This window comes from Bacillus sp. AFS031507, from assembly GCF_002584635.1.
Classification (GTDB): Bacteria; Bacillota; Bacilli; order Bacillales; family Cytobacillaceae; genus Neobacillus.
This window is the reverse complement of sequence record NZ_NUOW01000011.1, coordinates 70,915-85,224: the sequence shown is the minus strand read 5'-3', so window position 1 is coordinate 85,224 and position 14,310 is coordinate 70,915. Positions and strand designations below refer to the sequence as shown.

Here is a 14,310-nt window from a genome sequence, read left to right as displayed (position 1 = left end):
TCATAATAATTAAGTTTGAAAGAAAAGGCACTAGATACCATGCAGTATATCATGATAACTCTCTCATAGAGAAAAAGCGTAAAAGTCCTTTGAGGAGGCCTTCTACGCTTTATTTTTAGGCTCAAAAGGAACTGACCTAGTGTCAGTTCCACCTCATTAAATCAGTTTCTTACTCAACTGCTAATAGGGATACCCTCCATATGGATATCTGGTTGGATATGGTACAGGTGCCGGATAGGATGCTGGGTATGGGGCAGGATAAGGGACTGGGTATGGATAACCTCCGCCAGAGGACAATGCACCGACCGTTAGACCGCCTAACAATCCTCCGACAAATGGAGCGCCATAGCCACCATAGCCAGGGTAGCCTCCGTGATACCCACCGTGATACCCTCCATGGTAGCCTCCGTGATAGCCCCCATGGTGTCCATCATGATGCCCAAAGTCGTGATAGCCTCCATGGTGTCCATCATGATGCCCAAAGTCGTGATAGCCCCCATGGTGTCCATCGTGATGCCCGCCGTCGTACCCTCCATGGTGACCACCGAAATGTCCTCCCATCATACAAATACATCTCCTTTTTTGTCGATAACAAATCGTCCTTTTGGTTACCCTTGAACATGGTTACCTTTTGTACTGTATGCATGATAAAGTCCAATGAATGGGCGGATGAACACATTTATGAAATCCGCCACTTGATTTGACATGCATCTTCCTCCAGGTTTCTTGCTATAATGGCAGGTATAGAGAGTAAAAATAAGGAAGTGGCTCCTAAACTTATGAAAATTAAAGTCATAATTGCGGATGATAACTCATTTATTCGAGAAGGTCTGAAAATCATTCTATCTACCTACGGGGAATTTGAAGTGCTGGACACCGTCAGTGATGGAAAAGAGGCAGTCGATTACTGTCAAAAGCATGAAGTCGACATTGCCCTGCTCGATGTTCGCATGCCTAATATGAACGGGGTGGAAGCCACGAAGGTGATTACCGAAACAACGAACACCAAGCCAATCATATTAACGACATTTGATGATGATGAATACATCCTCGATGCCATTAAAAATGGGGCCAAGGGCTATCTATTAAAAAACAATGACCCCGAACAAATCCGTGATGCGTTGAAGAGTGTGTTCCACGGAAACAGCATCATTCAGGATGTTATTTTAGAAAAAATAAAGTCGAATTTAAAAGCGGCAAACAAAGAAACAGAAACAAAAATCGATCTCACAGGATTTACCGAGCGGGAACGTGAAATCATGTCCTTGATTGCGAAGGGGTATTCCAATAAAGCGATCTCCAAGGAATTATTTATCTCTGAGGGGACAGTAGCCAATTACATCACGTCTATTTTAGGCAAGACCGAACTTGAGCACCGCACACAAATCGCGATTTACTTTCTGACGGGGAAAGTAGACTAAAATGGAGTTTTGGATCATTTTTACGAAGCTGCTTTTGTTAGTGTATATTGCTTACCTTGCAGTACAAACCAATATCAGCCATATCTCCTGGATTGTCCTCGCCTTTCTCGTGTATTTTTGTGCAAATATTACGCTTTATATAATAAAAAATAACACCATCAAAAGGATACTGCATATGGTGTCCATCGCTATTACAACAGGAGCCTATCTCTTCGTGGATCCCTTGTTTAGTTTGCTCCTGCCTTTATCGATTGTGGAATTGGCCGCTGGTTTTTTTGATAAAAAAATAACGCTACTGATTCTTTCCTTGCTTCCTATCTTGTATATGAATGAATCGTTGAAGCCCCTATACGGTTTAGTGGCGTGTCTTTCTTTTATGATACTTTCGCTCACGACTATCTATAGCGATAGACTGGTAAAAAATGAAGCGCAAATCGATACGATGCGAAAAAAACTCCAGAAGTTAACGAAGAATATCAATGAAAATACCGAATACATACGGCAGTCCGAATACACCTTTAAATTAGAGGAACGCAACCGAATTTCACAGGAGATTCATGATAAAATTGGCCACTCGATGACCGGTGCGCTTTTTCAGATGGAAGCGTCCAAACGATTAATGGAGACCGATCCTCAAAAAGCAACCGAGCTCCTCCAAAATGCGATCAACATTTCGAAAGAGGGGATCGAAAACATCCGCCTGACCCTAAAAAATATGAAGCCCCCCACGGAACAAGTGGGGATTCACCGCTTGAAGCTACTAATCGATGATTTTAACGCCAAACAACAGATAAAAACCGTCCTCACCCATGAAGGCAATTTAGATATTATCGCGCCGATTCAATGGAAAATCATCCATGAAAATGTCACAGAGGCGCTGACGAACGCGATGAAATATTCACATGCAACACATGTTTCCGTCGATCTAAAGGTTTTAAACAAATTGGTCAGAGTTGAAGTGAAGGATAATGGTGCGGGAACAGCTATGATTAAAAAAGGCCTAGGTATCATCGGAATGGAGGAGCGGACGGCATCTGTCCATGGAAAAATAATTGTCGACAGCAGCGATGGTTTTTCCGTCACTACGCTCCTGCCGCTGGGGTGATGAGAATCTCACGCTCACAATATGAATAATCTCATGTGAAAAGAATGAACGATTGCACTTATGCGCGTTCATTCTTTTTCTATATACTGGAAACAGACAAACGATTTAGGGGTGAGAGGATGAACGTTTTAGAAATTAACAACTTAACGAAAAAATTCGCTGACTTTATCGCAGTTGATAATATGAGTTTATCTGTTGCGGAGGGAGAAATATTTGGTTTTCTGGGCGCCAATGGAGCTGGAAAAAGTACGACGATCAACATGATTGCCGGCCTGCTGCGCAGCAATGATGGAACGATTAGCATACTCGGAAAAAATAGTGCTAAATACAGCCGATTTGCGAAAATGAATATTGGCATGGTGCCGCAGGATTTGGCGATCTATGAGGATATGACGGCTTATGAAAATGTAAAATTCTTTGCTGGACTTTACGGTCTGCGTGGTGCCGAATTAAATGAACGAGTCGAGGAGGCCCTTGATTTCGTCGGCCTACAGGATAAACATAAAAGCTATCCGAAAAGTTTTTCAGGTGGGATGAAGCGCCGCCTAAATATTGCTTGTGCAATAGCCCACCGGCCAAAGCTCATCATTATGGATGAACCAACGGTCGGGATTGACCCACAGTCCCGGAACTATATCCTTACATCAGTAAAACGGCTGAATGAAATGGGCTGCACGATTATTTACACGAGCCACTATATGGAGGAAGTCGAAGAGATCTGTTCTCGGATTGCAATCATTGATCATGGGAAAATCATTGCTGAAGGAACGCAGGAGCAACTGAAGTCGATCATTACCAATACAAAAGATGTCTGGATTGAGGTTAAATCAACGGAAAAGGTGAACCTGGAATCGATTAAAGAAATAAACGGGGTCGAAGCTGTTTCAGTCGATGAAAACTTGATTAAAATCAACTCAGATACGGGCGTCAATAACTTAAACAAAATCATCGAGCATTTTATGAGCAGCCAGATCGAAATCCGCTCCTTACAAGAAAAAGCACCGAACCTGGAAACAGTATTTTTAACATTAACGGGTAGAAATCTACGTGACCAATAAGGGGGGACTCACTTTGAACATACTCAATATCGCGTGGAAGGGTATTAAAACAGACTTCCGAGATACCCGAACCTTGTTTTTTATGTTAGCCTTCCCAATTGTGTTAATGCTCGTCCTTGGAACAGCACTATCGAACACGTTTACGACCAGTCTGCGCGTCGATGATATCGATGTCTTATATAAAGATACAACGAAGGGTGAGTACTTTCCTCACTTTATCACTGAGGCCGAAAAATCAGGGCTTCATTTTAAAAAAGCAACTGAACATAGCGATGGCGAAAAAGAAGTGAAGCAAGGTAACTATGATGGTTATATAGAAGTAACCGATAAAGGGATTCAGCTCTATGTCAATAATGGGACCAGTATTGAAGGAAATATTCTGCAAGGGATGCTCGCCTCCTTTGTCGATCAATACAATATTGCTTCTGAAGTCATGAAGGTGGCTCCGGAAAAGCTGGAAAGTGCCTTCACGCGTGAAAAGCCGGCGGATTTCATTAAGGAAACTTCGCTGCTTCCCGATAAACAGCCGGGATCGATAGATTACTATGCAATTGTCATCACAACGATGATTGTTCTTTACGGTGCGATGTCGTCAAGCTCGTTAATCGTAAGCGAAAGAGTTCGCAAGACAGCGGACCGCCTGATTGCTTCTCCAGTACGAAAAAGTGAAATTTTCATCGGGAAAGTACTCGGGAGTCTCGTTAGTAATAGCATCTGTATCCTGCTCGTCATCCTGTTTAGCAAGCTTATTTTCAAAGCCAACTGGGGCGAACATCTTGGATTGGTATTCCTTGTTCTGCTAACAGAAGTCGTGTTTGCGGTCAGCATGGGGATTGGCGTCAGCTTCCTGTCAAAAACAAGTGCAGGTCCGAGAGTGATCATCATGCTGTTTGTGCAGTTATCGTCCTTTTTTGGCGGAGCTTATTTTAAAATTGACAACCCAGAAGGCATTTTCAAGCTGATTACTGAGCTTTCGCCGCTAACCTGGATGAATACAGCGCTGACAAAGATTATTTATGCGAATGACTTTGCGGCAGCTATTCCAGCGCTAACGATCAATCTTGGCGGGGCGCTCTTATTTTTACTCGTGGCGATCATATCTTTGCAAAGACGGGAGGGGCTATAATGAAGGATATCCTCTGGTTAATTCAGAACACGTTACGTGTGACGTTTCGAAAAAAGAAAAACATTATTATGTATCTATGTATGCCGTTAATCGGGATTTTTATCTCCTTGCTCGTCTATGGCGGCGATCAAAAAACAATCCTTCATGTTGGAATTGTTAATCAGGACCCTAGCGAGATTACTACGGATACAATCCAATTTTTAAAAAGATTAGAGAATGTGGAAATTTCCAAGATTACCACGGCTGATGTTCAAGATCAAATCTCGTCTGGCGATCTAGATAGTGTAATTACCTTTGAAGAAGGATATTCTGACAGTGTCTTGGCTGGGGAGCCTGACCATATCCAACTGACCTCGATCAAGGGTGCAGCAATTACCGCATACGTGAAATCTTATTTACATCAGTATATCGATAATATTGCGACGATCAGTTATGTTGCGGGCGGTAATCAACAGACTTTTGAGCAGATGTATCAGGATTACCAGCAAACAGATTATAAGCTGACCACAAATGCTTTAGAAGGTTCTTCAAAAAACAAGTTTATGACCAACCAAACGATTGGCTTCCTGATTATGATCATGCTGATGTCGGCCTGCAATATGTCCGAGATCATCCTTTTAGAAAAAGAAAACCGCACCTATTTTCGGTTATTATCAACACCGATTAATTCCAGGAAGTATATCTTCTCCAATGTCATGGTCAACATGATTGTGATGACGATACAGGTGCTGATCACGTTAACGATTATGAAAAGTATCTTTGATATTGGCATCAATATGTCCTTTTGGTCAGCGGCGTTCGTCATGATGCTATTTTCATTGATTTCCGTAGGGATCTCATTAATGATTGTTTCTTTTTCAAACAGCCGCAGTGCCGCTGGCGCCTTGCAAAATTTAATTATCACTCCGACCGTCATGCTTTCCGGCTGCTTCTGGCCGGTGGAAGTGATGCCGAAATCGTTACAGAAAATTGCTAATTTCCTGCCGCAGCGCTGGACATTGGATACGTTAACGAAGCTTCAGGAAGGAAATGAATTTAGCGGGTTGTATTTAAATTTCATGATTCTATTCGCCTTTGCTGCTGCGTTTTTCTTGATTGCGGTGTATCGATTTAGTAGAAATAATTCTACACAGACTTTTGTGTAGTAGATATGTGGTTCAGACCTCCGCACAGCTAATGTATAAAGTGGAAAAGTGTAAACGTCGGATGAGGGCAAAGTTGCTCTTGTCTTTTTTTTTGGCTGGTCGGAATGAGATGCAGGTAAAATAAAAATAGAATAGACTAGTATAGTTGAGTATAGTATAGTTAATCCAACTATTTAGATTGATTTTATGGGAATGGAAATCCATATTATGTTAGAATACTATTTTCAGATGATTGACAAGATTGAAATAGATTGGTAATATCTTAAATATCTTAATTTAATGATGAAACTTATCGAGAGCGACTGAGGGACTAGGCCCTATGACGTCCGGCAACCCCCATTACAGGGAAGGTGCCAATTCCTGCAGAATGACGATCATTCTGAAAGATAAGTCGAAATATCCACTTGTATTTCGATGTCCCTTTCAGTTGAGAGGGGCATTTTTTTATATCCAAAATATTGCATTTTAAAAAAGAGGTAATCGTATGATTGAGATTCAGAATCTTTCGAAAGTTTACAATACGAAAAATGGCACGGTAAAAGGTGTGGATGATGTTTCGTTAACCGTTCAAAGAGGCGGAATTTATGGAATTGTCGGCTATTCAGGTGCAGGAAAAAGTTCGCTCTTGCGCTGTATTAATCTGTTGGAGCGACCAACATCAGGGAGTATTACTGTTGATGGTATTGACCTTACTTCACTAAAGGGGGAGAATCTACGCTTATCACGATTAAAAATAGGGATGATTTTTCAACACTTTTATTTAATCAGTCAAAAAACGGTGTTTGAGAATATCGTGTTTTCCTTGAAAGCGGCCAACTATCCAAAGAACCAAATCAAAGAACGGGTGGAAGAACTGCTTGCAACGGTGGGTCTTGGGGATAAAAGGGATGTTTATCCTTCCCAACTGAGCGGTGGACAAAAACAACGGGTAGGGATTGCACGAGCGCTGGCTAATAATCCGAAGGTACTATTATGTGATGAAGCAACATCAGCCCTGGATCCAACCACGACAAAATCGATCTTAAATTTATTGAAAAAAATTAACAAAGAACTCGATATTACGATAGTTTTAATCACGCATGAGATGAATGTTGTCAAGGAAATTTGTAATCGAATGGCGATTATGCAAGAAGGAAAGGTCATTGAAGAGGGAGCGGTATATGATATATTTGCCAACCCTCAGGCAGAACTGACCAAAGAATTTATCGACAGTGTTGTTTCCTTTGACGTTCCGGAGACCATTTTAAATAATTGTGAAGGACCGATTATCAAGGTCATGTTTAAGGGGAAAGTCGCTGGAGAGGGCGTTATTTCCGATATGCTCCAGCAATGTAACGTAAAAGGGAACTTCCTGCATGGATCGATTGAATATATTCAAGAATTGCCACTAGGCATCTTTATTATGGAATTGAAGGGACAAAAGGAAGACGTGAAAGCAGCACTTCAGTATATCGAAGACCGGGCAGCGCAAGTGGAGGTGTTACGTGATGGGCTTTGATTTTCAGCATCTTTTGGAACTAATTCCTGATATTAATACAGCATTTTTACAAACGATTTATATGATCCTCATCTCATTGGTAATCGCGATAGTCATTGGCTTGCCAGTAGGGATTCTATTATACGTGACCGACAAAGGCTTGTTTTTGCAAAATCGCGTCATCCAACTTTGCATGGGCTTTGTTGTTAATTTAGTCCGCTCCATTCCTTTTATTATTTTATTGGTGGCGTTAATTCCCTTAACCAATTTTCTAGTGGGTACAACAATTGGACCAACTGCTGCGAGTGTTTCGCTTTCTGTAGCTTCGATTCCTTTTTTTGCCCGAATTGTCGAGAATGCATTAAGGGAGATTGATAAAGGGGTCATTGAAGCCGCGATAGCTGCCGGCGCTACGCCGTTAATGATTATTAAAGATGTCCTGCTCCTTGAAGCAAGGTCAGGAATTATCTCAGGTATTACCTTAACACTGATTAGTTTAATTGGATTTTCGGCGATGGCAGGGACCGTTGGCGGCGGTGGAATTGGTGATTTGGCCATTCGGTTTGGTTACTATCGATACGACAATACCATTATGATTGCCACTGTGATTATATTAATTGTTTTAGTTCAGTTTGTTCAGTTTCTTGGCGATTTTCTCGCCAAAGTTTTTGATAAAAGATAAAAAGAGAGAGGGAAATAGTCATGAAAAAATTGTTTTTATCATTTATATTGCTAGTAGTCTTAGGAGCTTTAGCTGCTTGTGGCAGCTCAGGAAACAACGATAAGAAAAGCGCTGATTCAAAGAATATTAAATTGGGGGCTACAGCTGGTCCGTATAGTGATATGTTGAAGAAAGCGATTGTACCAGGATTAGAAGAAAAGGGCTACAAAGTAGAGATTGTTGAATTTAGTGATTATATTCAACCAGACAAAGCGCTAGATAATGGTGATATTCACGCAAACCTCTTCCAAAACTCGATTTACCTTTCAAGTTTTGCGAAGGAAAATAACATGGATTTATCCGCGTTGATTTCTGTCCCAACGGCACCTATGGGCCTTTATTCAAACACTTATAAATCGCTTGCTGAGGTGAAGGATGGGTCAACAGTTACCCTTCCAAATGATCCGACGAATGCCGCTCGGGCCTTGAATACGCTCCATGATGAAGGTTTGATTAAAATTAATGAAAAGGCAGACCCGATTAAAGTGTCTGAGAAGGATATTACTGAAAATAAGAAAAACTTGAAGTTTCAGCCGATTGAAGCAGGTCAGTTGCCTCGTTCTGTCGATAGTGCTGACATAGCCGCTGTACCTGGAAACTTCGCTCTTGCTGCTAAAATGGACTTGCTTAAAGCGCTAGCGCTTGAGAATATGCTCGATCCTTATCGCAATGTTGTAGCGGTGAAAACAGAAAACAAAGATGCTCAATTTGCAAAAGATATAAAAGCTGTTGTCGAGTCTGAGGAATTTGAAAAAGTAATCGATGAACAATTTGAAGGATTCGGAAAACCGGGTTGGATGAAAAAGTAAATCCAGAACAAGCCTCGAAGTCTCTATTCTTCGAGGCTTTTTTTGTGGACATTTCCGTACCAACTCGTTTATTCTCTCAAGTTTCTTCTATAATATTGGAAAATGACGAAAGTTAACATACTCTCACGAAAACTAGGTTCTATATTCGACGCTTTCTATGAAGTTTCTACATAACATTACAAATTTATTACATTCTGTCCAGTTCCATTGTTATTATTCTCTAACAAACTTAAACTATAATTATATGAATTGGAATAATTTTCTCTAAGAAAAGGTGATTATAGTTTGAAACGGAAAACATTAATATTTACGCTATCGGTTGCTCTTTTTACTACGATCGTGCAAGCAACCCCTGTTTTTGCAAGTCCACCTGTTACTCAAGGACAAATCAATCAGACAAAAGGACAAATCAACAAGACAGCAGGACAAATTGAAGAGATAGAAACAAAGATACAACAACTAGACAATCGTATTATTATAGGAATGGAAAAAAGCAAACAACTAAACGATGATATTAAAGCACAACAAGGTCAAATGGAAGAAACAAAGACTGAAATTGAAAGAGCAAGAAAAGACTTAGAAACGAACAAAGACTACTATTCTACAAGACTAAGAACCATGCAGGCACAAGGGAAACAGTCCATTATCACTTACGCAGAATTTATCATTTCTTCAGAAGATTTTTCTCAGTTATTAACTCGATCTACTGCCGTTATGCAAATTCTTGAAAGTAATACAGATATAATGAAGGCTCTAGCTAAAAAAGAAGCAACCTTAAATGCAGCAGAGCAAAAGCTCGAAAATGAATTAACCCAATTAAAAAAGAGTCAGGCTGAATTAGCTTCGGAACAAAAGAATGTTGAAGCTGATAAGGTAGAAATGAATCAGGTATTGGCAGATTCAAAAAGCGCCTTAAAGCAACAACAAACGGAACTAGTTAAACAACAAACTCAAAAAAATGCACAAGATAAAGCTCGCCTAGAAGCACAAGAGAAGGCACGTCAAGAAGCGCAAGAAAAGGCACAACAACAAGCACAGGAAGAAGCACGGCAACAAGCACAAGAAGAGGCACAGCAACAAGCACAGGAAGAAGCACGGCAACTAGCACAAGAAGAGGCACAGCAACAAACACAGCAACAAACACAGCAACAAACACAGCAACAAACGCAGCAACACACACAGCAAGAAGCACCAAAAAGGCCAAGACAACAGGCACCACAGTCTTCGGTAAAGAGCCCATCAGCTTCCGGTTCGCCGACAATTCAAGCAACTAACTCTGACACGGCAAATGCGTTAATAGCAGCCGCTAAACAATATTTGGGCGTTCCATACGTTTGGGGCGGGTCATCTCCAAGCGGGTTTGACTGCTCAGGGTTCACGCAATATGTGTACCGATATGTTGGGATTAGTCTTCCAAGGGTATCCCGTGACCAACAAGATGTTGGAACCAGAATTTCCCCGTATGATGTACAGAAAGGTGATTTAGTATTTAGGGGTAACCCTGCCTATCATGTCGGCATATATATTGGAGGCGGGAAATATATACATGCCCCGCAAACGGGTGATGTTGTGAAAATTGCTACGTATAATCCGGCTAAATTTACAACTGCAGCAAGAGTATTGCATTAGATATAAGTTAATAGAAAAAACAGGCTTGGAGGAAAACTCCAAGCCTGTTTGGTATAGATCAACATGTTTCATCATATAATTTTGCGTCTAAGCACCGAACTCGGTGAGAAGTAGAAGGAATGTGACACCGACTGCAAACTATAAGAAATGGAGTGGTTTTAGAATTTTTTTTGCCGATAATCACATATACTAGAAAAAAGGTGATATAACTTTTTTCTAAGAAGGTGATAAACATAACCACAATTCAAGAAATTGCTCAAGTCCTTGCCGGTCTTGAGCATAAATTAGCCCCTAACTGGCTAGAAAATGACATGATCAAAAAGACTTTGGCGATTAGTTATGATTATTGGTTAGAAGATACGGGTATCCCGATGACATTAAAAGACTTTGTGCAGCAATATCTCGAACACGCCGAATATCTCGGTGGGATTTTCTCACCAGATTCTGAAATAAACGATCTCAGTTGTTAATCAGCTGGAAAAATAGAAACTGATCACGAAAAAAGCAAAAGTAAGTGCTTAACTGTTCTATTTAAAGAAAGACGATTCGGGCTTCCGAGTCGTCTTTTTGCTTAGTTATCCTGAACGATGGGTTGATCAAGTACATCCGCATTGACCGAAGTGGTTGTACTTTGACCAGTAATAGTTGTGACATGAAACCCTGTATTTATTGAGCCTGAGCCCTGTGTGTTTTTCGAGGCGCTCTTAGGAGAAATGAACAACGAATTGCCAAATTGAACAATCCCGCCACTGACTGTATCAATCTTCACTGGAACTGGAAATTCTGACATGGATGAACATCCTTTGCATTTTAATAACTTACTATATGACAAATAAAAGGGAATGGTTCGAAAGCAATGACTGCAGATATGATGGATTACTTATTGCTGTTCAACAGTTCGTCATAACATTTTTAACAAACTGTGAACTTGTCACTATACCTATGTTGTTTAACAGAAAAAGGGAATATAGTGTAATCATAAAGAACAAACAAAAATTGAAAGGCGGAATGAATTATGATTAACAAATTTTTAAGAGAAAATAAAATCGCTGCCGCTATCTTAACTGTCTTACGTTTATACCTTGGCTATTCTTGGTTTACAGCAGGTTTTCATAAATTAACAGGCGGCTTCGATGCGGCTGGATTCTTAAAAGGAGCTATCGCGAACCCAGTAAAAGGTCCAGATGGTGCAGTCGTATTTGGATGGTATGTTGACTTCTTAAAACACTTTGCCTTACCAAACGTGGATGTGTTTAACGTCATCGTCCCTTGGGGCGAAACACTAATCGGCTTAGGCTTAATCTTAGGCTGCTTAACAACAACTGCAATGTTCTTTGGTTTAGTAATGAACTTTAGCTTCTTCTTAGCCGGTACAGTATCTCATAACCCTAGAGACATTTTCCTTGGCTTCATCATCTTAACAGCTGGTTATAACGCTGGAAGAATCGGTTTAGACCGTTGGGTGGTTCCTTTCATCACAAAAATGAGCAAAAAAGGTCCAGATCACGAAAAAGCAAAAGTCACAGCTTAAATGAACATCAAAAAGCAGAAGTTAACCCTAGGGTTCCACTTCTGCTTTTCTATTTTAAGTCCAAACTCATTTAATGCCATCCGTTATGTCGATTTCATTGATTTTTATTTAAGATGCCAACCTTTATTTTTTTTCACTAAAATTTATTTTTGGATTTTGTTCCAAATCACCTTTTGTTCCATATGCTTTAAGATAAGGGGTGATGTAATGACTGAACAATTTGATCTCGAGACGCTAAAGCACATAAGGAACAAACTTGATTATATTTACTATATCGCCAAAAGCAATTACAATGATAACCCTGAATTAATGGACACGATTGAAAATTTAGCTCAAGTGTCTAACATGTTTACGAATATAAAAATTCAAGAGTTAAGCAAACAAATCGAAATAACAAGCCCTCAAGGATACATTTTATCAAAACTATCAAACTCTTACTCAAGAATGAAAGAGTATGAAAAACAAAAAGAAACGGATTTCCCAACTTGGAAGCTGTGAAAATTGGGAAAATCGTTGGGTAGGCAGAAGGTTTAATTGACCCGCTGAAATTGTGGGTCGCAGGAAATACGACTAGAGGTACGGCTGCCGTGACGATCCCGAAAGGAAACTCAGGCAAATAAATTCTTCTAAGGGGCGGCTTCAAGAGGCATATTCATGTCTTTTGAAGCCGCCCTTTTTCGTATGTTCAAGATTTGGTTATCTTAATTTCTAAGAAGGCTAGTGTAGTAATTTGTGATAATTTGGAATAATCCAGCAGATAATAGTTGGGAAAATTTTATAAATACGACAGAATCCAACACACTGTTATAAAAGTACTAGATATAATAGCTTATATTGAGCAGTATAGACTATTTAATAGATAAATGGATAATTGAAAACGGAGAGCATTTTAGGAGGAAGAATATGAATGTTTCAGAAAGTGATGTTTCGGTTATTGATAAGGAATGGTTTGCGCTAATTTTGGAAGCAAAGGAACTTGGATTATCCGTAGAAACGATCAAGAGTTTTCTAAAACAGGATGAGGTAAAAGGGTATTAAATGAATATTTTAATGTGATTGATCGCCGAATACATTTATACAAAAAGGGACTAATCTTAGTCCCTTTTTTCTGTATTATTGTTCTCTTAAATGCTAATTAAAAGTACCTTCTTTTACCGTTTGTGGCAGTGGTTTTTGCTGCTGACTTAAAAAGAAGAAGACACCGAGCAGGACGAGCAGGCCGCCGACAATTTGCCAGCTGACGAGATGTTCATTTAATAATAGGACCGCTAGAATCGTGGCGCCGACGGGTTCGCCTAAAATACTCATCGAGATCGTTGTCGCATTGACGTAGTTTAAAAGCCAGTTATTGATCACGTGACTGACCGTTGGAACGGTGGCGAGTAACAAGAAGATGCCCCATTCCTTGGCAGGATATCCAGTTAAGGAAACTCCTGTTGTAAGGTTATAGATGGTAAGAATAATTGAAGCCGAGAAAAATACGCAAAAGCTATAAAGCCAATGTGATACCTTTTTGACGATCGTCTGACCGATTAATAAGTAACCAACCACTGAGATGACACTGAAAAACGACAGCAGGTCCCCCATGATTGCATCGTTGCTTAAACCGAAATCCCCCCAGCCAATCATCATTGCTCCGATAATGGCAATACCCATGGTCATCAATGCGGACAAGGTGGTTCGTTCCTTGAATAGGAGAAAGCCTCCAAGCAAGGAGACTATCGGCTGTAAGGCAAGGATGATGGTCGAGCTTGCGACGGTTGTTAATTTCAAGGACCCGAACCAAAGGACAAAGTGCAAGGCTAAAAAGAAGCCTGAAAAAAATAAAAAGAACCAATCTTTTTTCATGATATTATTAAATTCACTGCGTTTTTTCCAGACGATGGGAACCATTAAGATACTAGCAAACCACATCCGGTACATACTCAAAATCGAGGCCGGTGCGTCTGACCATTTGACAAATATAGCCGAAAATGAGATGGCAATGATTGAAATGGTCAGCGGCAGCCCAATTGATCGTGACCCTATTTCTTGTTGTTTCATCATATCCCCCTATACCCTGTAACAGGTCTTTTCTATAAAAATAAAACTTTCGCATCCCGAAAGTCGTGGCAAATATTTTTTATTATACCACATGGTGTCAGGCACCAGCGCTGCAAAAATTCACCTTGGCGAGAGAACTAATTAAAAAACGGGAAGGCGAGGTCAAGGGACAGCTTTTGTTCAGTCACCATGTTGGGTTCCTTCTAAAAAAAAGAGGTTGTGAAATTGCCTTGATCTGCCATTGA

16 protein-coding genes and 1 riboswitch are annotated in these 14,310 nt (G+C 40.3%); of the genes, 13 read left to right on the top strand and 3 right to left on the bottom strand.

From position 1 onward, the window contains the following. Positions 1 to 180: 180 nt before the first annotated feature. Positions 181 to 564, bottom strand: a complete 384-nt coding sequence (locus tag COE25_RS10895) for a hypothetical protein (protein WP_257208769.1) — start codon at positions 562 to 564, stop codon at positions 181 to 183. Positions 565 to 779: 215 nt separating this feature from the next. Between COE25_RS10895 and COE25_RS10890 the strand changes: the two genes are divergently transcribed. The 10 genes from COE25_RS10890 (at position 780) to COE25_RS10845 (ending at position 10,961) form a co-directional block, all read left to right on the top strand. Further along, positions 780 to 1,421: a response regulator gene (locus tag COE25_RS10890; protein WP_098932725.1), complete on the top strand. Its 642-nt coding sequence runs from the start codon at positions 780 to 782 to the stop codon at positions 1,419 to 1,421. Position 1,422: 1 nt separating this feature from the next. Then, positions 1,423 to 2,526: a sensor histidine kinase gene (locus COE25_RS10885; RefSeq protein WP_098932665.1), complete on the top strand. Its 1,104-nt coding sequence runs from the start codon at positions 1,423 to 1,425 to the stop codon at positions 2,524 to 2,526. A gap of 119 nt (positions 2,527 to 2,645) precedes the next feature. Then, positions 2,646 to 3,584, top strand: coding sequence for an ABC transporter ATP-binding protein (locus COE25_RS10880; protein ID WP_098932664.1), 939 nt, complete (start codon positions 2,646 to 2,648; stop codon positions 3,582 to 3,584). 13 nt (positions 3,585 to 3,597) lie between these two features. Next, positions 3,598 to 4,710: an ABC transporter permease gene (locus COE25_RS10875; protein ID WP_098932663.1), complete on the top strand. Its 1,113-nt coding sequence runs from the start codon at positions 3,598 to 3,600 to the stop codon at positions 4,708 to 4,710. After that, complete coding sequence (locus COE25_RS10870) at positions 4,710 to 5,855, top strand: ABC transporter permease (protein WP_098932662.1); 1,146 nt, start codon at positions 4,710 to 4,712, stop codon at positions 5,853 to 5,855. Before COE25_RS10875 ends, COE25_RS10870 begins: the two co-directional genes overlap by 1 nt. Before the next feature lie 286 nt (positions 5,856 to 6,141). Next, positions 6,142 to 6,248: riboswitch (SAM riboswitch) on the top strand. A gap of 91 nt (positions 6,249 to 6,339) precedes the next feature. After that, positions 6,340 to 7,353, top strand: coding sequence for a methionine ABC transporter ATP-binding protein (locus COE25_RS10865; RefSeq protein WP_088089723.1), 1,014 nt, complete (start codon positions 6,340 to 6,342; stop codon positions 7,351 to 7,353). Next, positions 7,343 to 8,014: a methionine ABC transporter permease gene (locus tag COE25_RS10860; RefSeq protein WP_088089722.1), complete on the top strand. Its 672-nt coding sequence runs from the start codon at positions 7,343 to 7,345 to the stop codon at positions 8,012 to 8,014. The genes COE25_RS10865 and COE25_RS10860 overlap by 11 nt, the downstream gene beginning before the upstream one ends. 20 nt (positions 8,015 to 8,034) lie before the next feature. Further along, the gene (locus COE25_RS10855; RefSeq protein ID WP_098932661.1) at positions 8,035 to 8,862 is read left to right on the top strand and encodes a MetQ/NlpA family ABC transporter substrate-binding protein; all 828 of its coding nucleotides are present in this window, start codon (positions 8,035 to 8,037) and stop codon (positions 8,860 to 8,862) included. A gap of 285 nt (positions 8,863 to 9,147) precedes the next feature. Further along, entirely contained in the window at positions 9,148 to 10,491 is a 1,344-nt protein-coding gene (locus COE25_RS10850; protein WP_098932660.1) for a C40 family peptidase, read from the top strand. Positions 10,492 to 10,715: 224 nt separating this feature from the next. After that, a complete protein-coding gene (locus COE25_RS10845) occupies positions 10,716 to 10,961 on the top strand; it encodes a hypothetical protein (RefSeq protein WP_098932659.1) in 246 nt (81 codons plus the stop codon). A gap of 101 nt (positions 10,962 to 11,062) precedes the next feature. Here the strand turns inward: COE25_RS10845 and COE25_RS10840 are convergent, their stop codons facing one another. Continuing rightward, positions 11,063 to 11,281 (bottom strand): spore germination protein, encoded by a 219-nt coding sequence (locus tag COE25_RS10840; RefSeq protein WP_098932658.1) that lies wholly within the window; start codon positions 11,279 to 11,281, stop codon positions 11,063 to 11,065. A gap of 225 nt (positions 11,282 to 11,506) precedes the next feature. On the opposite strand from COE25_RS10840, the gene COE25_RS10830 reads away from it, so the two are divergent. The 3 genes from COE25_RS10830 to COE25_RS10820 all read left to right on the top strand — a co-directional run bounded on the left by COE25_RS10830 (position 11,507) and on the right by COE25_RS10820 (position 13,060). Next, complete coding sequence (locus COE25_RS10830) at positions 11,507 to 12,022, top strand: DoxX family protein (RefSeq protein ID WP_098932656.1); 516 nt, start codon at positions 11,507 to 11,509, stop codon at positions 12,020 to 12,022. A gap of 207 nt (positions 12,023 to 12,229) precedes the next feature. After that, positions 12,230 to 12,520 carry a hypothetical protein gene (locus tag COE25_RS10825; protein WP_098932655.1) on the top strand — a complete coding sequence of 97 codons (291 nt, stop codon included), beginning with the start codon at positions 12,230 to 12,232 and terminating at the stop codon, positions 12,518 to 12,520. Positions 12,521 to 12,925: 405 nt separating this feature from the next. Then, the gene (locus COE25_RS10820; protein WP_088089715.1) at positions 12,926 to 13,060 is read left to right on the top strand and encodes an anti-repressor SinI family protein; all 135 of its coding nucleotides are present in this window, start codon (positions 12,926 to 12,928) and stop codon (positions 13,058 to 13,060) included. A gap of 93 nt (positions 13,061 to 13,153) precedes the next feature. Here COE25_RS10820 and COE25_RS10815 read toward each other — a convergent pair whose 3' ends face one another. After that, a complete protein-coding gene (locus COE25_RS10815; protein WP_088089714.1) occupies positions 13,154 to 14,065 on the bottom strand; it encodes a DMT family transporter in 912 nt (303 codons plus the stop codon). Positions 14,066 to 14,310: the final 245 nt, after the last annotated feature.